The organism is Pseudactinotalea sp. Z1739, from assembly GCF_049725055.1.
In the GTDB taxonomy this organism is placed as follows: Bacteria; Actinomycetota; Actinomycetes; order Actinomycetales; family Beutenbergiaceae; genus CALKWS01.
Genome location: NZ_JBMPQA010000006.1, coordinates 102,730 through 123,719, shown reverse-complemented (window position 1 = coordinate 123,719; position 20,990 = coordinate 102,730). Strand labels below are relative to the sequence as shown.

Below are 20,990 nucleotides of genomic sequence, written 5' to 3'. Positions count from 1 at the left end.
CGGCACGGATCCGCCCTGTTGCCGTCCGCGTCGCCCCGGCGCCCTTTATTCGGACCGGCGCGCGGTGGCCAGGAACACCGAGTACCGCGTCCCGTCCCGGTCGATCCGGGTAGCGTCCTGCATCCGGACATCGGTGAATCCGGCGCTGGTGAGCCGGTCGGTGAGTTCGCCGCGGTCGAAGCCGTGGTGGCCGTCGAAGTCGTGATCATGGAAGGACCCGTCCTCGGCGTCCAGGTCCGCGACGGCCAGGTAGCCACCGGGCACGAGCAACTGGGCGAAGCCGGTCAGGACCGAGTCCAAGTCCCGCACATGGTGCAGCACCAGGGATGTGACGATCAGATCGAAGGTCTCGGCGGGAACCGGTCGAGCCTGCAGGTCCAGGTCCCAGACCCGGGCGTTCATCAGGGCACCGGAGACGATCTTGGCCTGCATCACCGCGCGCATCCCGGCGGAGTTGTCGGCCAGGGTGAGCGGGCCGACCGAATCGGCGAGACCCTGGCTGACCAGCCCGGTGCCCGCACCGTACTCAAGCAGCCGCATGCTGCGGTTCAGCGGGACCGCCGCACGGATCGCACCGGCCACCTCGCCCGCCTGAGTGAGTTTGTCCGGGTCGGCATCCCAGGTGGCGGCTTTGACGTCGAACCTCTCGGTGCTCATGGCACTACTCTGGCACGCCTTCACCCGGCCCCCGGCCGGCCTCCACACCTGCGCGATGCACCCGCACGTGCCCTACCTCCCGCCCGATGCACCACCTGCCGCGGATTGGATAGGAGACCGGTGAAATGGTACAGTCCATTGCTGTCCGATAGGCACACCAAAACGCAGTGCCAACGAGGGCAAGGCAAGACCATGCGTCTGCCAAGTGCCGGTCAGGACCTCGCAGCGATCGCCCCATGACGGAGAGCGACCGAGGCCGCTGGACTTTGCCTGCTGCGCCGCCGCGACGACTACCGTCGAGCCGCTGCGCGCCTGCGTGCCGATCGGGCGCATCCGACAGCAGAACACTTTCACAAGGAGACACCGCTTTGGGCGATCCAGAACTTGTCCAGTTCGGGGCGATCACCGTCATCGTGCTGATCATCCTCTTCTACGGAGGCACCTTCTTCGTCTCCACCCGAATCGCCAAGAAGCGGGAGAACGCCGACGGGTACATGACCGCCGGGAACAAGATCGGGTTCGGCATCTCCGCCGCCTCGATGACGGCCACCTGGATCTGGGCCTCCTCGATGTACGCCTCGGCGACCTCGGGGTACACCTACGGGATCTCCGGTCCGATCCACTACGGGCTGTGGGGTGCGCTGATGATCCTGTTCATCTACCCCTTCGGCGAGCGGATCCGCCAGGTGGCGCCCCGGGCGCACACCCTGGCCGAGGTGATGTTCGCCCGCCACGGGCGCTCCAGCCAGTTGATGCTGGCCGGTTCCAACGTGGTGGGGAGCGTGATCTCGCTGATGTCGAACTTCATCGCCGGCGGTGCGCTGGTGGCACTGCTGTCCCCGTTCACGTTCCTCCAGGGCGTCTTCGCCGTGGCAGGTGGCGTGCTCCTCTATACCCTCTGGTCGGGATTCCGGGCCTCGGTGCTCACCGACTTCATGCAGGTGATGGCCATGCTGGGCGCTGTGGCCGTGATCGTGCCGGCGATCTTCTTCGCCGCCGACTTCCCCACCGCCTTCACCGCCGGCGCGGACAACCTCACCGCCCAGCAGTCCAGTTTCTTCTCCTCCGAGGCCTTCCTGCGCCAGGGGGCGCCCTACATCGCGGCCGTCCTCGCCTACGCGATCGGGAACCAGACCATCGCCCAGCGCCTGTTCGCGGTGCGCCAGGACCTGATCAAGAAGACCTTCATCACCGCCACCGTGGGCTACGGGGCGATGGTGATCGGGGTGGGCATGCTCGGGGTGCTGGCGCTCTACCTGGGGCTGGAGCCGATGGGCGGGGATCCGAACAACCTGATACCCCAGATGGCCGCCTCCTACCTGCCAGCGGCCCTGCTGGTGTTGTTCTTCGTCATGGTGATCGGGGCGCTGTCCTCCACCGCCGACTCGGACCTGTCCGCGCTCAGCTCGATCGTGATGGCCGACATCTACGGGCAGAACGTGGCCGGCAAGGAGCGGGCGAACCCGAAGGTCATGATCATGGCGGGCCGGCTCACGATGATCCTGGCGACCGCGATCGCGGTGACGCTGGCCAGTTTCCAGATGAACATCCTGGACCTGCTGGTCTTCGTGGGCGCACTGTGGGGCGCACTGGTGTTCCCCGTGATCGCCAGTTTCTACTGGGAGAAGGTCACCAACCGGGCCTTCACCACCGCCGTGATCACCGCACTGGCGGTGTTCATCCCGGTGCGCTTCGGCTGGGTCCCGATGACCGGGTTGACCGGCCTGATCAGCGACGTGCTCGCCGTCATCGGTGTCGGAGTGGTGCTGGGCCTGATGGCCTTCGGGTTCTTCGGAGCCCGGGTCGCCAAGATCGTCGGCGCCGCGGGCACCCTGATCACCGCCCCGTTCGCGATCGGCTTCCTGCACGATTACGCCACTCTGAGCGCCTCCCTGATCGCCTACGCCGTGTCCACGATCGTGTGTGCGGCGATGTCCTGGCGCAGCAAGCAGCGCTTCGACTTCTCCGTGATCAAGCACCGCGTGGGGGACTTCGACCCCAGCGACGACGACGCACTCCCCTCTCCCGGAACGCCGGCTCGGGCCGGGCTCACCCCGGACGTCGCCGCCCTGCCCCATCCCGATGACGATCCCGACCAGCAGCCGGCCCCGGCCGGTGCCCGCTGAGACGGAAGGAGCAACCGATATGCCTGTGTGGTTACTGACCGCCTACGTCCTCATCTGGCCCGTGCTGGTGGCCGGAGTGATGCTCGTGGTCTTCCGGGCCTTCATCCGCGAGTGGCTGCAGGCCCGACGAGAGGGCCGCGGCATCATCTGACAGCATCCGCCGGGTGCGCGGGACAACGGACAGACCGTCGGTACGTTCCACCCAGCCACCCAGCCACCCAGCCACCCAGCCACCCAGCCACCGGTGAATCCTTCCAAGTCAGCATTGATCGAGGCTAACCCCAACCACAGCCGAACAATCGCGGCTTCGCGGGCCCTCCGATCCTGAACCTGCGCGAGAGAAACCGGGGGCGCTGGGGTTACTTCCCGTCGACCATCTGGGGCAGGCCGAGCGGGTTGGCGTCCTGCAACTCGGCCGGCAGCAGGTGCTGGGGCAGGTTCTGGTAGGCCACCGGGCGCAGGAACCGGTTGATCGCCGCGGTCCCCACCGAGGTGGTACCGACCGCGGTGGTGGCCGGGTAGGGGCCACCGTGCTGCTGGGCGTAGGTCACCGACACCCCGGTGGGCCACTGGTTCCAGATCACCCGGCCGGCGATCTCGGTCAGCACCGCCAACAGCGGCTGCACGGGGCAGTCGTCCTGCCCGAACACCCCGGCGGTGAGCTGGCCACCGTAGGTGCGCGCCACCTGCACCGCCTGATCCAGGTTCTCGTACTCCACGACCAACGCGGTGGGACCGAAGCACTCGGCCTGCAGCGCGTCGGGGTCGGCCAGCATCGCATCGGCGGTGGTGCGCAGCAGGGTGGGAACCTGGCCCTCCGGCCCGTCCTGACCCTGTGCCAGCACCTCGACCTGCGGGTGCCCGCTCAGTTCGCTCAGCGACTCCGCGTGGCCCTTGCCGATCCCCTCGTTCAGGAAGTCGTGCACCGCCGGAAGCGTGGCCGTCTGGAGTTTCTCCACCAGGCCCGAGCCCACCGGAACGAACAGGGTGCCCGGCTTGGTGCAGAACTGGCCGGTGCCCATGGTGAAGGAGCCGATGAAGCCCTCGGCGATCTCATCGGCCCGCTCGGCCGCGGCAGCCTCGGTGACGAAGACGGGGTTGTTGCTGCCCAACTCGCCGTAGAACGGGATCGGCTCGGGACGGGCATTGGCCAGGTCGAACAGGGCGCGCCCGCCGGGGATGGACCCGGTGAACCCGGCGGCCTTGATGCGCCGGTCCTGGACCGCCGCGGTGCCCGCCTCGCGCCCGTACACCACGGCGAAGACACCCTCTGGCGCGCCGGCGCGGCGCAGTGCCTCGGTGACCACGTCACCGGTCATGCGGGAGAGTTCGGGGTGACCGGAATGGGCCTTGACCACCACCGGGTTACCGGCGGCCAGGGCTGAGGCGGTGTCGCCACCGGCCACGGAGAAGGCGAAGGGGAAGTTCGAGGCGGAGAACACCAGCGCCGGCCCGATCGGACGCAGGTACCGGCGCAGGTCCGGGCGCGGGGCACCCATCGGCCAGTCGGCGTCGGCGTGGTCGATGCGCGCGTCCAGGTGCCGGCCGTCGCGCACCACCTCGGCGAACAGCCGCAACTGGAAGGCGGTCCGCTTCAACTCGCCCTGCAGGCGGCCCTCGGCGAGGTTCGTCTCACGCATGCCCACCGGGATCAGTTCGGGCCCGGCGCCCTCCAGGGCGTCGGCCACGCCCTCCAGGGCACCCGCGCGGTCCTCGGCGCTCATGGCCGACCACTCCGGTGCAGCCACGGCAGCAGCCTGCAGCACCCGGTCGAGTTGGGCGTGATCGGTGGTGCTTCGGTAGTTGGCGACTGGTGCTGTCATCTCTGCTCCTTCGTTGCATTCGAGTGCGGGTCGGATCCGCGGCGCTCCCGAGCGGGCGGCGCAGCGGTGGAATCGGCCATCGTGGTGAACGTGACGGGCATGGCGACCGGACGGCGCGCGGTGGAGATCAGGGCGTCATGAGCGGGGGGCCTAGCGCGAGTATCCGCCGTTGCGGCGCCCGCAGCAAGGTGAGGGCCGCCCCCGTTCGCTGCCGGCGCACCCTCGCCGTGCTTCCCGGTACCCCTGCCGGCGGCTTCCCTCGACGGGCTCCCGCAGACCGCGGCGAGTGCGCACATCCGCCCCTGGCACCAGCCCATGCCGATGCGGGTGGTGCCCTTCAGCCCGCGTGGTTCGGCGGCTCCCAATTCTTTACCGGCCTCGCGGGCCCGGCTCCACGGCACCTCCTCGCAGCGGCACACGATGGTGTCCGCCTGCAACCAGTCGGTCCAGGCCGGCGGCAGCGGGTGCGCGCGATGCATCGCCCGGGCGAAGGCGCGGTGCTGCCGGCGCACCAGCCGGTCCGTGCGCGAGGTGCCAGTCACGGTGCCGTGGGCCAGGGACGCCGCCGACGCTCCGGCGATCCGCCCCTCGGCAACGGCCGCGGCCGCGCCGGCCACGCCGGTGATCTCCCCGGCCAGGAACAGTCCCGGGACCGAACTGCGCTGGTCCTCCTCGACCGTTCCGACCAGGGAACCGTCCAGGTCCACCCGGGTGCGGGCGCCCAGTTGCAGCAGCAACTCGGCCTGCGGGGTGAAGCCCCAGCCGAGACCGACGACGTCGATCCCCCCGATCCGCCGGGAACTGCCCGGGCGGATGCTGCCGCGGGAGTCCACCTTGGCAATGGTGACGGCCTCAACCCGGTGCTGACCGTGGACACCGGTGATGGCGGTGCGGGTGCGGTAGGGCACCCGGTGGCGGGCCAGGAGGGCGGCGTAGGCCACACCCTCCTTCAGTTTCGATGGCACCGCCAGGCCGGTGACGCCGCGCGGGAACCAGCCACGCAGGGCCGCTGCCTCGGCGACCCCGCGCACCTGTGCCCCGGCTTGCAGCACCGAGGCCGCCGCGGAGAGCAGGAACGGACCGGTGCCCCCGAGGAAGACGCGCGCGCCGGGTGCCACCCCCTGGGTCTTGATGAAGGCCTGCACTCCCCCGGCCGCCATCACCCCGGGCAGCGTCCACCCGGGGACCGGCACCTGCTTGTCATAGGCGCCCGGGCACAGGATGAGCGTGCGTGCCCGGACGTGACCGGTTTCCGTGGCGGGCGCGGTTTCGGGGACGGCCGCGGTGCTGATGAGGTACCCCGGTGCGACCATCCCGGCGCCGCCGTCGGTGCGGGTGATGGACCACACCTGGGTGCCGGGACGGTAGATCACCTGCCCCGCATCGATCGCCGCGCGCACGTTGGTGGCCAGGCCGGTGTAGGTGCGCCAGCCGTGGTGCCAGCGCGAGGGGTCGCCCGTCTCGGTCGCCTCGTCGGCGTGGCGCCAGTACTGCCCGCCGAACTGGCGGGCAGCGTCGATCAACAGCACCCGCGCACCGGACCGGGCCGCGGCATCGGCCGCGGCCAGCCCGGCCGGGCCGGCACCGACGACGGCGACGTCGGCAGCGTAGGAACCGTCGCCGGTCTGAACGCTCATGGCTGCCCGCTCCCCTGGTCGTCGCTCTCCTCGCGAGGTGCGGCCCCGTCGTCGTCGGCTGTGCCGGTCCGGACCACCATGCCCTCGGCCGCCTGCACCAGGCAGGCGCGCATCGACGGGCGCCCATCGATGCTGACCAGGCAGTCGAAGCAGACCCCGATGCCGCAGAACAGCCCGCGCGGTTGCCCGGCGAAGCGGGTGCGCCGCCAGGCCATCCGGTCCGTCTCGGCCATCAGGACCGCCGCCACCGTGCGGCCCGGTGGCACCTGCACCGCCTGCCCGTCCACGGTGATGGTGAGGTCGCGATCCGGGCTCATCAGGAGGCCTCCTGGTGGTGGGCGTCCGCGGCGGCGCCGAAGCGGTGCGGAGCGAACGGCGCCAGGTCCAACTCGGGGCGGGCGGTAAGGGACTGGGCGATGAGTTTGCCGGTACCCACCGAGAGTCCGATCCCGGCGCCCTCGTGCCCGCACGCGTGCCACAGCCCCTCGGCACGCTGATCCGGGCCGATGACGGGTACGTGATCGGGGCTGTAGGGACGGAATCCGAAGTAGTGGCGCAGGATGCGCACCTCGGCCAGGAAGGGGAACAGAGCCAGCGCGTTCGCCGCGATCAGTTCCAGTGCCGCGGGGTTGGGCCGCTCGTCGAACCCGACCCGCTCGCGGGAGGACCCCACCAGGATGGTGCCCGAGGGCGTGCCCTCCACCACCGGCGAGGCCTGCAGCCCGCTGTCCGAACTACCCACGTTGTCGATGTACTCGGCTGCGTAGACCTTGTGGAAGACCCGCGGCGGCAGTGGTTCGGTGACCAGCACATAGCCCCGCCGCGGTGCCACCGGTACGTGCACCCCGGCCAACTGCGCCACCTGTGCCGACCACGGCCCGGCGGCATTGACCACCGCCGCCCCGGAGAAGGTACCGCGCGTGGTGCGCACCCCGGTGATGCGCTCGGCGCGGTCCCGCACGAAGCCGTGCACCTCGGTCTCGGCGACCACGCTGGCCCCGTACCCGGCCGCCATCCGCAACAGGTGTGCGGTCAGCAGCATCGGCATCACCTGGCAGTCGTCGGGGTAGAACGCTGCCCCGACCGCCTCGTCGCTGATGTGCGGTTCCAACTCCCGCAACGCCGCCACGTCGATGTCCTGCACCCGGATCCCGTGGCTGCGCTGGGCCTGCAGCGCCCGTTGCAACGAGACCATGGAGGAGTCCCGGGAGGCCACGATGATGCCGCCCTTGGCCTCGAACTCCCACAGGTCCGCGAACTCGGCGAGTTCGCCGTGCCACAGCGACAGCGAGAAGTTCGCCAGGTCCAGTTCGGGCCCGCGTTCCTTGTCCGAGACCAGGATGTTGCCCTCGCACCGCGAGGACGTGGCACCTCCCGGGCGGCCGCGGTCCAGCACCGTCACCGACAGCCCGGCCCGGGCGCTGTAGTAGGCGACCGCGGCCCCGACGGCGCCGGCGCCGATGACGATGACGTCGCTGGTCCCGGCGGTGACCTGCGCAGGGTTCACTGAGTCGGCCACCGTCACCCGGAGCCGCTGCCCGGCCCCTCCATCAGGGCCGCGGCGGTATCAGAGGTCGTGGACGCCGCAGGGGTCTCGGCCGGCTCGCTTCCCACGCCCTGGGCCCAGAGCCGGGAGACGTGCCCGATGTGGGTCACGATCAGGTCGTAGGTGCCGGCCGCGTCGCCGGCCTCCATCAGCTCCAGCAGCTGGGTGTGCTCGCGGGCGGAGTCCACCAGCACGCCGGCCTCGGCCAGCGGGCGCAGGGCCTTCAGGCGGGTCTGCCCGCGCAGCCGGGTGGCCAGCTCCACCAGCAGGGTGTTCCCGGAGCAGCGCAGCAGGTCGGCGTGGAACTTCCGGTCCCCGCTGAGGTAGGTGCGCAGGTCCCCGGCCTCGGCAGCGGCGGTGACCTCGTCGGCGAGCCGGTGCAGGCTCGCGTAGTCCGGGGCCGGGATCGTCCCGGCCAGGTCGCGCACCACCGGGGCCTCCAGGAGCGTGCGTACCTCGGCCATCTCCTCCAGGTCACGCGGGGTCATCACGGTCACCCGGAACCCCTTGTTCTTGACCGAGATGACCAAACCCTCCCCGGCCAGGTCCATCATGGCCTCGCGCACCGGGGTGGCGGAGACCCCCAACGGCTCGGCCAGCGCAGGCGCTGAGTAGAGCCGGCCCTCCTCCAGGTCCCCCACGATGATGGCAGTGCGCAGCGCCTCGGTGACGCTGGCGCGCAGGCTCTTGTACTGCTGGATCGTGTGGAGCGGAATGTCCTGAGCCGACGTCATAGTGGTCTCCTGCTGGTCACTGATAGGTAACGACACACTCAACGGTGAGCCGTGTGCCGGTAGCCTACATCGGCGCAATTGCACAGCGCGGTCACAACTCGAATCCTTCGGGATATGGGTCGGAGGGATCCAGGAAGTACTGCGCAGTCCCGGTGATCCAGGCCCGGCCGGTCACGGTGGGCACCACCGCGTCCACGTCGCCGACCTTCGTGGTCCCGGTCAACCGGCCCACGAAGCGGGAGCCGATGAAGGACTCGTTCACGAAGTCCGTGTTCAGCGCCAACTCCCCCTTGGTGTGCAGCTGCGCCATCCGGGCGCTGGTACCGGTGCCGCAGGGGGAACGGTCGAACCACCCGGGGTGGATAGCCATGGCGTGCCGGGAGTGCTTCGCCGTGGAACCCGGGGCCTGCAGGTACACGTGGTGGCATCCGGTGATGTCGGGGCGGGTGGGATGCACCGGGGCGTCGGTCTCGTTGATCGCCGCCATGATGGCCAGCCCTGCGGAGAGCAGTTCGTCCTTGGCCGCCCGGTCGAACGGCAGGCCCAGGTCTTCCAGTTCCACCACGGCATAGAAGTTGCCGCCGAAGGCCATGTCGTAGGTGACCTCGCCCAGGCCGGGAACCTGCACGCTCGCACCGGTGCTCAACGTGAAGGAGGGCACGTTGGTGATCGTCACCGAGGTGGCCGAACCGTCCTGCACCGCGACCTGCGCCACCACCAGGCCGGCCGGGGTGTCCAACCGGATGGTGGTGACCGGTTCGGTGACCTCGACCATGCCGGTCTCCACCAGCACGGTGCACACGCCGATCGTGCCGTGCCCGCACATCGGCAACAGACCGGACACCTCGATGAACAGCACGCCCCAGTCCGCGTCGTCGCGGGTGGGCGGCTGCAGGATCGCCCCGCTCATCGCGCTGTGCCCGCGCGGCTCGCGCATCAGCAGCCGGCGCAGGTGGTCGTTGTGCTCGGCGAACCAGAGCCGCCGCTCGGCCATCGTGGCACCCGGGAACACGCCTACCCCGCCGGTGATCACGCGCGTGGGCATGCCCTCGGTGTGTGAGTCAACGGCGTGGTAGACGTGTGAGGTTCTCACGAGTGTTCCTTCGTGGTCCCGGGCCGCGGTCCCTGGCGGTTCCGCCGCGCCTGGTGGCTTACTTGTAACCCTTGGCCAGGGCCGCTTCGGTGTCGGCAGTGATGCCCTTGCGCATCCAGTCTGCCAGCGGACCACGCGGCGGACGGGTGGGGCCGCCCTTGAGACCGTAGATGTCCATGGAGAGTTTGATCGCCTGGACGAACTCGGTCTTGGTGTCCCACCGCAGCAGCGAGTGCAGGTCGGTGTAGATCTCACGGGCCTTGAGGAGGTCCTCGGCCTTGCCGGAGGTGGACAGGTTGAACAGTTCCACCGTGGTCTGCGGGATCGCGTTGGTGTAGCCGGCCACCCAGCCCACCGCGCCGGCCAGGCCGGTCTCCAGCAGGGTGTCGTCGGTGCCGATCAGGATGTCCATCTGCGGGCTGAGCTCCTTGATCGCGTACGCGCGACGCACGTCACCGGAGAACTCCTTGACGCCCACCATGTTGCCCTCGTTGTGGATCCGGGCGATCAGTTCGGGGGTCAGGTCCACCTTGGTGTCGATCGGGTTGTTGTACCCCACCACCGGCAGACCGGCCCTGGCGGCCAGGCGGAAGTGCTCCACCACCTCGTCATCGTTGGCGCGGTAGGTGTTCGGGGGCAGCAGCATCACGGCCTGAGCGCCGGCCTCGGCCGCTTGGTTGGCCCACTTCTCGGTCTGCAGGCCGCCGTAGGCGCCCACCCCGGGCATCACGGTGAAGCCCTCCGGTGCAGCGGCCACGGCGGTCTCGACCACCCGGGCGCGCTCTTCGTCCGACAGCGTCTGGTACTCCCCCAGCGATCCGTTCGGCGCGACCCCGTGGCAGCCGTTCGCGGCAAGGAACTGCACGTGCTCGCCGTATGCGTCGTAATCCACCGACAGGTCGTCCTTGAACGGCAGGGTGGTCGCGACGATCACACCGTGCCAGGGCTTGCGCTCACTCATGAGAGGTCTCCTCTGAATCCCACGTTCGTGCAGAAGGCCTCTGCACACTGGCGCCAGTGTGCTCTCATCTTCGCCACGTGTCAACTGTGACATTGCACTGTATGTATAGTGCGGGATGGACCGTGACCCAGCGACGCAATGAGGCACTGATCATGACGACATCCACACCCCCGGCCGGGCCGGGTCGCACCACGACCAGTGCAGCCGAGGCGTTGCGGGACCTCTATGCCCAGGAGTGGGCCTGGCGGACCGGGGAACTCGGCCCGTTGACGATGACCCAGCCCACCGAGGTCGTCGGCTTCCTGCCCCAGGTCGACGAGGCCAGCCAGGAGCGACGCCGGCAACGCTGGGAGCAGACCCTGGTGGCACTGGAACGGATCCCGCGCTCCGAACTCACCGAGACCGAACGGCTCGACTACGACGTCTACGCCCAGCAGCTGCAGACGCTGGTGGCTTCTCAGCGGTTCCGGCTGTGGGAGCGCCCGGTGAACGCCGATTCGGCGTTCTGGCGCAACCTCACCTTCGGCGCGATGCGCCAGGTGCTGATGACCGACGACGACGCCCGCAGCTACCTGGGCCGGCTCGCCCAGATCCCGCGGTACTTCGCCCAGCAGACCGAGAACATGCGCGCCGGGCTGGCCCGCGGCTTCGGTCCGCCCCGGATCACCCTGACCGGGCGCGAGGAGCCGGTCCGCGCCGTCGCCCAGGCCGCCGATGTCACCGAGCTGGCCCTGTTCGCGCCCCTGCGCACCCTGCCCGAGGCCATCGACGCCGCCGTTCGTGAGGAGTTGCAGCAGGAGGCTGCCGCGCTGCTGCGCGAGGTGGTGGTGCCGGCCTATGCCGAGCTGCTGGAGTTCCTGGTCACCGAGTACCTGCCGAACCTGCCAGAGAGCATCGCCGCGCACGACCAGCCCGAGGGAGAGGCCTTCTACGCCGCCCAGTTGCGGGAGTTCACCACCACCGACCTGAGCCCCCAGCAGATCTTCGACATCGGCATGGAGCACGTACGCGCGATCCGGGCCGAGATGGAGCAGGTGGCTGCCGAGGTCGGCTTCACCGGCGACGTGGCCGGCATGCTCGCCTTCATGCGCGCCGACGCGCAGTTCTACGCCAGCACGCCCCGGCAACTGATCGCCGAGGCCGCCTACACCTGCAAGGCCTTCGACGGCGTCATCCACCGCTACTTCGGCCGTCTGCCCGATCAACGGTTCGCGATCGTGCAGACCCCGCCCGACATCGCCCCGTTCGACACCTTCGGGCGCGGGGCACCGGATGCCTACATCCTGAACACCTACAACCTGCCCGCCCGGCCGCTGTACTCCCTGCCGGCGCTGACCCTGCACGAGTCCGCTCCGGGGCACTCCTTCCAACTCTCCCTGGCTCGGGAACTCGATCTGCCGGACTTCCGCCGTCAGTACATCTCCGCCTTCGGTGAGGGCTGGGGGCTGTACTGCGAGCGGCTGGGGGTGGAGATGGGCATGTACACCACGCCCTTCGAGACGATGGGCATGCTGTCCTTCCAGATGTGGCGGGCGGTACGGCTGGTGGTCGATCCCGGCATGCACGCACTGGGGTGGAGCCGGGAGCAAGCCCAGGACTTCCTGCGCGAGAACACTGCGATCGCCGAGCACGAGATCGTCACCGAGATCGACCGCTACATCGCCTGGCCGGGCCAGGCGGCGGCCTACTACCTGGGCCAGTTGAGCATCCAGAAGATGCGCGCCCGCGCCGAGGCAGAGTTGGGCGCGCACTTCGATATCCGCGACTTCCACGACACCGTGCTGGGACTGGGCAGCGTGCCGCTGGCCGTCTTCGAGGAGCACATGGAGCGCTTCATCGACCAGCGGCGGGCCGCCCACGCATGAGCGGGGCGCACCACTGGACCCACGGCTGGGGAGGCGATGTGACTGTCCATAGCGTGAGCGTTAACATGGGCGGCACCGCCCCAGCAGACGCACGTCACTGGCAGTGGTGGGACCGCAATGGTGAAGGCCGCCGTTCCAGGCAAGCATCCGCGCGTAACATGGCACATTGCATGTGTTACATTTCTACGAATGTGACGGGGGCAGTGAGGCGCCACGCCATGGACGAGACGCAGAGCGAGGACATCGATGACGAACTGTGAAGCGATGAATCCGGTTCGGATCGCGCGGCTCCGTGAGGGATGGGCACCGTGCTGAAGTTCCTCGGGATGCGGTTCGTCCGCTACGCGATCATGACCATCGTGGTCACGTCCCTGGCCTACCTGCTCGCGGTGACCTTCTTCAACCCGGCCCTGCAGATGCTGGACACCCAGGGCCGGATGGAGATGGACCCAGAGGTCAGTTACGAACGGGTCCAGCAAACTCTGGCTCGCCTGGACCTGGACCCGGACCAGAACGCCTTCCAGCGCTACTGGGTCTGGCTGACCGCGATCCTGACCGACTGGGACTGGGGCCGCACCCCCAGCGGCGGATTCGTGAACTCCGAGTTCGGAATCCGGATCTGGATCTCCACCCAGCTCACCCTGGCCGCGACGGTGCTGACCTTCATCCTCGGGATCGCCCTGGGAGTGTTCTCCGCAGCCCGGCAGTACAAACTCGGTGACCGGGTCACCACCTGGTACTCCTACCTCACCATGGTGCTGCCCACCCCGGTGGCCTACCTGCTGGTGCAGCGCGCGGCGATCTGGATCAACGACCAGTCCAGTGAACGCATCTTCTACGTCACCGGGTTCCGCAGCATCGGGGTCGAGGGAACCTGGAACCAGATCGTGGACATGGCCGCCCACTACGCCGTCCCCACGGTGGCGATGACCATCTTCGGGTGGGCCTCGATGCAGATCTCCCAACGCCAGTACCTCCTTGACTTCGTCAACGCCGACTTCGTCCGGACCGCCCGGGCCACCGGACTTACCCGTAACCAGGCGATCCGCAAGCACGCCCTGCGGGTGTCGTTCGTGCCGACCGCCCAGTCCCTGGCCTTCACTATCCCGGCGCTGTTCACCGGCACGGTCTTCGCCGAGGTGATCTTCAACTGGGACGGACTCGGATCCTGGTCCATCCGTGCCCTGCACGCCCACGACGTGAACTCCACCGTGCTGATGACCTTCTACGGCTGTGTCATCTTCGCCATCGGCGCGCTCCTGGCGGACCTGTTCACCTCGATCGTCGACCCGAGAGTGAGGCTCTGAGCCATGTCGATGACTCCGCTGTCCGCGACTCAGAACGCCCGTAGTACCGGCGCTGAGGTACCCACCCGCGAGGACGCCCCTGACGACCCCGTGGGCGCCGACTTCAAACCACTTGGCAAGAAGCGGCTGATCCTGAAACGGTTCTTCCGCAACAAACTCGCCGTCCTCGGCCTGATCATGCTCGGCCTGATCGGGGCGTTCGCGCTCTTCGGCCACCTGCTCACCCCATGGCACTACACCCAGCAGGACTTTCTCTCCCTCGGTTCCCCGCCGAGCGAGGAGCACTGGCTGGGCACCAACTCCGCAGGCGTGGACATGGTGGCCCTGCTCGCCCAAGGAGCTCGGACATCCCTGATGATCGGCCTGGTCGTGGGTCTGCTGACCCCGATCATGAGCCTGATCATCGGATGCGCGATGGCCTACTTCGGCGGCTGGGTGGACCGCGGCTGGATGTGGGTGATCGAGTCCCTCATCATGTTCCCCCAGATCATCCTGATCGGGATCATCATGACCGGCCGCGGGGGCGGACCGGTGCTTCTGGCCTTCATCATGGTGATGTTCGGCTGGATGTCCTCGGCCCGTCTGATCCGCGGGATGGCGCTGTCATTCGTGGACCGCGAGTTCGTCAAGGCCGCCCGTTTCATGGGCGTCCCCTCGCTGCGGATCGTCTGGCGCCATCTGGCCCCGAACCTGGCCTCCCTGGCCATCATCAATGCCACCACCAGCATCTGGGGCGCGATCCTGGCCGAGATCAGCCTGTCCTTCCTGGGCATCGGGGTCACCGTCCCGGAGACCTCCCTGGGCCTGATGATCGCCCAGGCGCGCAACTACCTCTTCTCCCAGCCGTGGATGTTCTGGACCCCGGTGCTGGCGTTCATGCTCATCGTCGGCGCCCTGGCGCTGATCAACGACGGGCTGCGGGATGCGCTCGACCCTGAATCTAAAGCCAGCGGTAAGGCCAAAGTATGAGTACCTTCGCAACCCGATCCGGCAGCGCCGCGACCGCAGGCGCTGACGAGCCCGTCCTGAGCGTGCGGGACCTGAATGTGCGCTTCCCCTCCGAGGCGGGCACCGTGCACGCCGTCCGCGGGGTCAGTTTCGACCTGTACCCGGGGCAGGTGCTGGGCATCGTGGGCGAATCCGGGTCCGGAAAGTCGGTCACCTCGATGGCAGTCATGGGGCTCCTTCCGGACAACGCCAAGGTCGACGGCGAGGTCGTCCTCGCCGGTGAGTCGGTGCTGGGCCTGTCGGACAAGCAGATGAGCCAGCACCGCGGGAACACCATCTCCATGGTGTTCCAGGACCCGCTGTCCTCACTGACCCCGGTGCTGTCGATCGGCCACCAGATCACCGATGCGATCAAGAACCACAACCCGGAGATGTCCAAGGAGGACAGGGAGGCCCGGGCGGTGGAACTGCTGACCAAGGTCGGCATCCCAGACCCACAGGGCCGGATGACCTCCTTCCCGCACGAGTTCTCCGGCGGGATGCGCCAGCGGGTGATGATCGCGATCGCGATGGCCAATGATCCGGCGGTGATCATCTGCGATGAACCCACCACTGCGCTGGACGTGACGGTGCAGGCCCAGGTGCTGGAACTGCTCAAGATCGCCCACCGGGAGACCGGTGCCGCGATCATCATGATCACCCACGACCTCGGTGTGGTGGCCGGTCTGGCCGATGACCTGCTGGTGATGTACGCCGGCCGGGCGGTGGAGACCGGCACTACCGAAGAGGTCTTCGCCAACCCTTCGATGCCGTACACGATGGGCCTGATCGCGGCGGTACCGCGACTGGACGTCTCCGCCGAGCACGCCCTGGCCACCATTCCCGGCCGCCCGCCGAACCTGGTCGATCGGCCCACTGGTTGCACCTTCGCCCCTCGGTGCCCGCTCGCCGCTGAGAAGTGCGAGCAGGGCGAGCCGGACCTGGTGCCCATCGAACTTGGGAGCGATCACACCGCTGCGTGCGTGCGCCTGGACGAGACGGTGCACGCCGATGCCCAAGAGGTCTACGGCGTCAAACGGATGCCGCGATCGGAGATCGAGGAACTGCCGCGCTCCGAGCGCGAGGTGGTGCTGGCTGCGGACAACCTGGAGCGTCGGTTCGTACTGCGCAGCCGGATGCTCAAACGGCATCTGGGCACCGTGCGCGCGGTGGACGGTGTCAGTTTCGATGTCCGGGAGGCCGAGTGCTTCTCCATCGTGGGCGAGTCCGGGTCGGGTAAGACCACCACGCTGCTGGAGATCATGGAGATGGACCCAGCCGAAGGTGTCCGGCTGGAGATCAACGGCACCGCGATCGAGGGGTCGAAGAAGCGCCACCGGGCACCACGCAGCCTACGAGCCGATATCCAGATGGTCTTCCAGGACCCGGTCGGGGCGCTGTCTCCGCGCCAAACGGTGTACGAGATCCTGGCCGAACCGATGGAAACCCACGGGTGGAAGCCTGATCGGGTCAAGGCCCGGATCCTGGAACTGCTCGAGATCGTCGGCCTGCAGCGCGACTACGTCAACAGGTTCCCGAACGCCTTCTCCGGAGGCCAGCGCCAACGCCTCGGCATCGCCCGGGCGCTGGCGCTGAATCCCAAGGTGATCGTGCTGGACGAGCCGGTCTCGGCGCTGGATGTGTCCATCCAGGCCGGGGTGATCAACCTGCTGCAGCGACTGAAATCGGAGTTGGGCCTGTCCTACCTGATGGTCGCGCACGACCTGTCGGTGGTGCGGCACATCTCCGACCGGGTCGCGGTGATGTACCTGGGCAGGTTCGTCGAGATCGGTGACGTGGAGACCATCTTCGACCGGCCCCGCCACCCCTACACCCAGGCTCTGCTCTCGGCCATCCCGATCCCGGATCCCCAGGTGGAGAAGAACCGCACCCACCTGGTCTTGGAAGGTGACCTGCCCTCCCCCACCGACGTCCCCGGGGGTTGTAGGTTCCGCCCCCGCTGCCCGCTGTACCAACTACTCCCGGAAGACAAGCAGAGCGCATGCGAACAGACCGAGCCCACCCTGGATCCCCTCGATGAACGGGACCAACGGGTGGCCTGCCACTACCCGCAAGACCTTATCGAAGCGGTGGCGCACGGACCCAAGGTCAGCGGAAGGGTTTGAACTCCGGGGGACGGCAGGGAAGAACACATCCTGAGACTTGCGGTCGCGCGGCCCGACGCGACCGACACCACGGAGGCTACTCGGCCTCTACCCATCGCGGGACGAGGGCGCCCGCAAACCCACCCAGAAAGTAACGACACATGAGAGAGATGAAACACAAGCGTCTGCTCGTGCCAGCCGCGCTGCTGACCGCCAGCGCCCTGGTGCTGGCGGGCTGTGGCAACGGCGACGGCGGCAGCAGCGGCGGCGGTGGCGACACCGATCCGGTCGAGGGCACTGCGACCTATGACATGGACGCCGTCTATGACATCAACGAACAGCCCCGGGAAAATCTGCAGGAAGGCGGCCAACTGACCATCCCGATGGGTGGGATGGGGCCGAACTGGAACGTCGCTGCTGTCGACGGGTACTTCGGCGCCACCCTGGACATCATGGCCACGATGCACAACATCAGCGCCTGGAAGTCCGACCCGTTGGGTCAGCCGGTTCTGAACACCGACTACTTCCTGGATGTGCAGGAGGAGTTCGAGGAGGACGGCACGCAGATCCTGCACTACGAACTCAACCCCGAGGCGGTGTGGAACGACGGCACCCCGATCGACTTCTACACCTACGAGCACACCGTGGCGATGAACACCGAAGAGGACTTCGATGCAGTCGCTTCGGCCTTGTTCAACCGCGTCGAAAGCATCGAGATGGGCGAGGACGAGTGGTCCTTCACCGTCACGATGGCTGAGGTGCAGAAGCCGATCACGTCACTGTTCGCCGCCTACTCCATGGTGCACCCGGAGGTGACGGACGCCGAGGAGTTCAACGAGGGCTTCGTCAACGACCTCAAGCCCGACTATCGGGCGGGGCCGTTCATCCTGGACATCTACGACCGGGCGGCGAACACCGTCTCGGTGGTGCCCAACCCCAACTGGTGGGGCGAGGAGCCGGTGCTGGACCGGATCAACTTCGTCCAGTACGAGGCCTCGGCCACGATCCAGGCGTTCCAGAACGAGCAGACCGACGCGGTCCAGATCAACAACTACGACCGCTACTCCGAGGTCACCAACTGGCGTGAGCCCGGCGATGGTTACCAGATCCGCCGTGGCCAGCACATCGGCGACGGCGGCTTCCTCTTCAACGCCGATGCCCGCAACCTCGACGACGTCGAGGTCCGCAAGGCGATCTTCCAGGCGATCGACCGTGAGCAACTCGCCGAGGTCCGCTTCCAGGGCCTGAACTGGGAAGAAGAGATGCCCGGCTCCTGGTTGTTGATGCCGTTCGACCCCCGCTACCAGGACAACTACCCGGTCGAGGACACCGACCCCGCCGGCGCCCGTGAAACCCTGGCCGCGGCCGGATGGACCGGCGAGGAGGGTGAGATCGTCACCAACGAGGCCGGTGAGCCGCTGACGGTGCAGTTGTCCACCTTCGGTGATGACCCGACCGAGTCCGCGATCGCGCAGTCGTTCCAGACCATGATGCGTGAGGCCGGGATCGATGTGGAGATCTTCAACCGTGGTGCTGGTGAGTTCAGCGAGGCGATGAACACCCAGGACTTCGGAATCGTGATGTCCGGGTACACCAAGGGCGGCGCGGACCCCACCAGCGGGCCCGGGTGGTTCTGGGGTTGTGAGTACACGCCCACCGGCGTGTGCGATGACGACATCGACGAGTGGGTCGCAGCACTGCCGACGATCCTGGACGATGACGAGCGTGCCCTGGAGACCCTCCGGATCGAGCAGGAGGCCATCTCCCGCCACTTCCACTTCCTGATCTACTACAACGGCCCGAACATCTGGGCCTACCGGGACGGCCTGGCCAACTACGGCCCGCGCCTGTTCGAGACCATCGACTGGACCAAGGTCGGCTGGGAAGCCGACGCCGGTCACGACGGGACCGACACCGGTGTGGACGTGGACGAACTCGACGAGGACTCCGAGGTCGATGAGGAGGACGACTCCTGATCACGGGGCAATGGTCGAACCGGCACGACCGGTGAGCACCGCAGCTGGGTCACATCACGCACCGTGACCCGCACCGGGCCGGTCCGGACCACTACGGTCCGGGCCGGCCCGGCCCATTTCCCCTACCGTCTGCCACACGATGGTCACCCACAGTTCCCGCATCCCGGAGAAGGACCGATGACTCACACACCCGCACCTGACACACCCAGCCCGGGCGCCGCCCGCACATCCGTCCCGGCCGGCGCCGTGACGATCGATGACCCGTTCTGGTCACCACGCCAGCAGCAGTTGCGCACCACCACGTTGCCCGCCCAGTACGACCACCTGGTCTCCACCGGCCGGCTCGGTGCGCTGGCGCTGACGTGGACGCCGGAGAGCGGCGAACCCACCCCGCACCCGTTCTGGGAGAGCGACATCGCCAAATGGATCGAGGCGGCCAGTTACTCCTTGGCCAGCCATCCCGATCCGGACCTGGAAGCCAAGGTCGACACCGCCATCGAGGCCCTGGCGGGGGCCCAGCAGGACGATGGGTACCTCAACGTCTACTTCACCGTGGTCAAGCCCGGTGAGCGGTTCACCGACCTGCGCGATGCCCACGAGTTGTACTGCGCCGGGCACCTGATCGAGGCCGCGGTGGCCCATCACGAGGCCACCGGCAAGACCACGCTGCTGGACGTCATGCGCCGCTACGCCGACCTGCTGGTGCAGGAGTTCGGTCCCGGGGGCCCGCACGAGGGCGGTTACTGCGGTCACGAGGAGGTCGAACTGGCCCTGGTGCGCCTCTACCGCGCCACCGGCGAACGTTCCTACCTGGACCTGGCGCTGACGTTCCTGGACTCGCGCGGCACCGAACCGCACTACTTCGACCTCGAACAGCAGCGGCGCGGCACCCCGGGCTACTTCGGTTCGATATTCCCCCAGCGGGACCGTCGCCGCACCCAGTTCCTGGAGTACAACCAGTCACACGCCCCGGTGCGGGAGCAGACCGAGGCCGTCGGCCACGCGGTGCGCGCGATGTACCTGTACTCCGCCATGGCCGATGTGGCCGCCGAGACCGGTGATGACACCTTGTGGCAGGCCACCGAGCGGCTCTGGCAACATCTGACCAGCAAGCGCATGTACGTGACCGCCGGCATCGGCGACTCCCGCCACAACGAGGGCTTCAGCCACGACTACGTGCTGCCCAACGACAGCGCCTACGCCGAGACCTGCGCGGCGATCGGCCTGGTCTTCTGGGCCCGGCGGATGGCCACCTACAGCGGCGACGCCCGGTACCTGGAGATTCTGGAGCGGGCGCTGTACAACGGCGCGATCGCCGGGATGAGCGCCGACGGGTTGACGTACTTCTACGACAACCCCCTCTCCAGCAACGGGCACGTAGCCCGCCGGGACTGGTTCGACTGCGCCTGCTGCCCGCCCAACCTGGCCCGCCTGGAGGCCTCCCTGGGCAGTTACGCCTACAGCCTGGGGACCGATGAGGTGGCTGTCGACCTGTACCTCGGCTCCACCCTGACCTGCCGCATCGGCGGGGCGGGCGTGCAGGTCGAACAGCGTGTCAGCGCACCCGTCGGCGGACCGGCCTCCTTCACCATCAGCACCGATGCGGAGGCGACCTGGGACCTGCTGCTGCGCTCTCCGTCCTGGGCCGAGCAGATGACGGTCCGGGTGAACGGGACGGCGGTCGAGGCCGTGGTCGAGGCCGGCGGCTTTGTGCGTCTGCACCGCACCTGGGCCGACGGCGACCGGGTCGAGGTGAACTTCGAGGTGCCCGTGCGGCGTCTGTACGCCTCGGCCAATGTCGGCGCCGCCGCCGGGCGTGCCGCCTTGGCCTATGGCCCGTTCGTCTACTGCGTCGAGGGGTTGGACGTGGGCGTACCCGCACACGCGATGGTGCTGGGAGAGCAGACCCCGGCCCCCGTCGACGCCGGCGATGGAACCGTCCCCACGTTGGCGGGACCGGCGTGGGCCCAGGTCCGTGGCGGGGCCGACGACGAACAGTTGTACTTCACCTCCCCCGCTCCCCGGCAGGAGCGGGAACTACGCGCGGTGCCGTACTACACCTGGAACAACCGCGGCCAGTCCACCATGGCGGTCTGGCTGCAGGAGGGCCCGGCCCAGCGCTGAGCGCCCGGGTCGGGAAGCACTCCCGAACCGGACGAGGCCGGCCCAGCGG

16 protein-coding genes are annotated in these 20,990 nt (G+C 68.3%); 8 read left to right on the top strand and 8 right to left on the bottom strand.

Features of this window, described 5'->3' with window-relative positions; translation table 11 throughout:
* Positions 1–45 precede the first annotated feature (45 nt).
* Complete coding sequence (locus tag ACO0LV_RS09795) at positions 46–657, bottom strand: class I SAM-dependent DNA methyltransferase (protein WP_424787705.1); 612 nt, start codon at positions 655–657, stop codon at positions 46–48.
* Between the two features lie 368 nt (positions 658–1,025).
* On the opposite strand from ACO0LV_RS09795, the gene ACO0LV_RS09790 reads away from it, so the two are divergent.
* Both ACO0LV_RS09790 and ACO0LV_RS09785 read left to right on the top strand, forming a co-directional pair.
* The gene (locus ACO0LV_RS09790) at positions 1,026–2,783 is read left to right on the top strand and encodes a sodium:solute symporter family protein (protein WP_424787704.1); all 1,758 of its coding nucleotides are present in this window, start codon (positions 1,026–1,028) and stop codon (positions 2,781–2,783) included.
* A 19-nt stretch (positions 2,784–2,802) separates the two neighbouring features.
* Complete coding sequence (locus ACO0LV_RS09785) at positions 2,803–2,934, top strand: putative transporter small subunit (RefSeq protein ID WP_424787703.1); 132 nt, start codon at positions 2,803–2,805, stop codon at positions 2,932–2,934.
* A gap of 208 nt (positions 2,935–3,142) precedes the next feature.
* Here ACO0LV_RS09785 and ACO0LV_RS09780 read toward each other — a convergent pair whose 3' ends face one another.
* The 7 genes from ACO0LV_RS09780 to ACO0LV_RS09750 all read right to left on the bottom strand — a co-directional run bounded on the left by ACO0LV_RS09780 (position 3,143) and on the right by ACO0LV_RS09750 (position 10,577).
* Entirely contained in the window at positions 3,143–4,606 is a 1,464-nt protein-coding gene (locus tag ACO0LV_RS09780; protein WP_424787702.1) for an aldehyde dehydrogenase (NADP(+)), read from the bottom strand.
* On the bottom strand, positions 4,603–6,243 hold the full coding sequence (locus ACO0LV_RS09775; protein WP_424787701.1) for an FAD-dependent oxidoreductase: 1,641 nt from the start codon (positions 6,241–6,243) through the stop codon (positions 4,603–4,605). The genes ACO0LV_RS09780 and ACO0LV_RS09775 overlap by 4 nt, the downstream gene beginning before the upstream one ends.
* Positions 6,240–6,560, bottom strand: a complete 321-nt coding sequence (locus tag ACO0LV_RS09770) for a (2Fe-2S)-binding protein (RefSeq protein ID WP_424787700.1) — start codon at positions 6,558–6,560, stop codon at positions 6,240–6,242. Before ACO0LV_RS09770 ends, ACO0LV_RS09775 begins: the two co-directional genes overlap by 4 nt.
* Positions 6,560–7,750, bottom strand: coding sequence for an NAD(P)/FAD-dependent oxidoreductase (locus ACO0LV_RS09765; protein WP_424787699.1), 1,191 nt, complete (start codon positions 7,748–7,750; stop codon positions 6,560–6,562). The genes ACO0LV_RS09770 and ACO0LV_RS09765 overlap by 1 nt, the downstream gene beginning before the upstream one ends.
* A 14-nt stretch (positions 7,751–7,764) precedes the next feature.
* The gene (locus ACO0LV_RS09760) at positions 7,765–8,523 is read right to left on the bottom strand and encodes a GntR family transcriptional regulator (protein WP_424787698.1); all 759 of its coding nucleotides are present in this window, start codon (positions 8,521–8,523) and stop codon (positions 7,765–7,767) included.
* Positions 8,524–8,614: 91 nt separating this feature from the next.
* Positions 8,615–9,616, bottom strand: a complete 1,002-nt coding sequence (locus ACO0LV_RS09755; protein ID WP_424787697.1) for a proline racemase family protein — start codon at positions 9,614–9,616, stop codon at positions 8,615–8,617.
* Between the two features lie 58 nt (positions 9,617–9,674).
* A complete protein-coding gene (locus ACO0LV_RS09750) occupies positions 9,675–10,577 on the bottom strand; it encodes a dihydrodipicolinate synthase family protein (protein WP_424787696.1) in 903 nt (300 codons plus the stop codon).
* Positions 10,578–10,729: 152 nt separating this feature from the next.
* Here ACO0LV_RS09750 and ACO0LV_RS09745 point away from each other — a divergent pair, with 152 nt between their 5' ends.
* The 6 genes from ACO0LV_RS09745 (at position 10,730) to ACO0LV_RS09720 (ending at position 20,941) form a co-directional block, all read left to right on the top strand.
* Entirely contained in the window at positions 10,730–12,442 is a 1,713-nt protein-coding gene (locus ACO0LV_RS09745) for a DUF885 domain-containing protein (protein WP_424787695.1), read from the top strand.
* Between the two features lie 308 nt (positions 12,443–12,750).
* Positions 12,751–13,749, top strand: coding sequence for an ABC transporter permease (locus ACO0LV_RS09740; RefSeq protein WP_424787804.1), 999 nt, complete (start codon positions 12,751–12,753; stop codon positions 13,747–13,749).
* Positions 13,750–13,752: 3 nt separating this feature from the next.
* Entirely contained in the window at positions 13,753–14,718 is a 966-nt protein-coding gene (locus ACO0LV_RS09735; protein ID WP_424787694.1) for an ABC transporter permease, read from the top strand.
* A complete protein-coding gene (locus tag ACO0LV_RS09730; protein WP_424787693.1) occupies positions 14,715–16,862 on the top strand; it encodes a dipeptide ABC transporter ATP-binding protein in 2,148 nt (715 codons plus the stop codon). Before ACO0LV_RS09735 ends, ACO0LV_RS09730 begins: the two co-directional genes overlap by 4 nt.
* Positions 16,863–17,011: 149 nt before the next feature.
* Positions 17,012–18,817, top strand: a complete 1,806-nt coding sequence (locus ACO0LV_RS09725) for an ABC transporter family substrate-binding protein (protein WP_424787692.1) — start codon at positions 17,012–17,014, stop codon at positions 18,815–18,817.
* Positions 18,818–18,994: 177 nt separating this feature from the next.
* On the top strand, positions 18,995–20,941 hold the full coding sequence (locus ACO0LV_RS09720; RefSeq protein WP_424787691.1) for a glycoside hydrolase family 127 protein: 1,947 nt from the start codon (positions 18,995–18,997) through the stop codon (positions 20,939–20,941).
* Positions 20,942–20,990 lie beyond the last annotated feature (49 nt).

Bases quoted from the DNA above. Each gene is read 5' to 3' on its own strand.
- ACO0LV_RS09775 (WP_424787701.1), bottom strand. From the start codon at position 6,243: ATGAGCGTTCAGACCGGCGACGGTTCCTACGCTGCCGACGTCGCCGTC.
- ACO0LV_RS09780 (WP_424787702.1), bottom strand. From the start codon at position 4,606: ATGACAGCACCAGTCGCCAACTACCGAAGCACCACCGATCACGCCCAA.
- ACO0LV_RS09795 (WP_424787705.1), bottom strand. From the start codon at position 657: ATGAGCACCGAGAGGTTCGACGTCAAAGCCGCCACCTGGGATGCCGAC.
- ACO0LV_RS09730 (WP_424787693.1), top strand. From the start codon at position 14,715: ATGAGTACCTTCGCAACCCGATCCGGCAGCGCCGCGACCGCAGGCGCT.
- ACO0LV_RS09750 (WP_424787696.1), bottom strand. From the start codon at position 10,577: ATGAGTGAGCGCAAGCCCTGGCACGGTGTGATCGTCGCGACCACCCTG.
- ACO0LV_RS09770 (WP_424787700.1), bottom strand. From the start codon at position 6,560: ATGAGCCCGGATCGCGACCTCACCATCACCGTGGACGGGCAGGCGGTG.
- ACO0LV_RS09785 (WP_424787703.1), top strand. From the start codon at position 2,803: ATGCCTGTGTGGTTACTGACCGCCTACGTCCTCATCTGGCCCGTGCTG.
- ACO0LV_RS09745 (WP_424787695.1), top strand. From the start codon at position 10,730: ATGACGACATCCACACCCCCGGCCGGGCCGGGTCGCACCACGACCAGT.
- ACO0LV_RS09720 (WP_424787691.1), top strand. From the start codon at position 18,995: ATGACTCACACACCCGCACCTGACACACCCAGCCCGGGCGCCGCCCGC.
- ACO0LV_RS09735 (WP_424787694.1), top strand. From the start codon at position 13,753: ATGTCGATGACTCCGCTGTCCGCGACTCAGAACGCCCGTAGTACCGGC.
- ACO0LV_RS09725 (WP_424787692.1), top strand. From the start codon at position 17,012: ATGAAACACAAGCGTCTGCTCGTGCCAGCCGCGCTGCTGACCGCCAGC.
- ACO0LV_RS09760 (WP_424787698.1), bottom strand. From the start codon at position 8,523: ATGACGTCGGCTCAGGACATTCCGCTCCACACGATCCAGCAGTACAAG.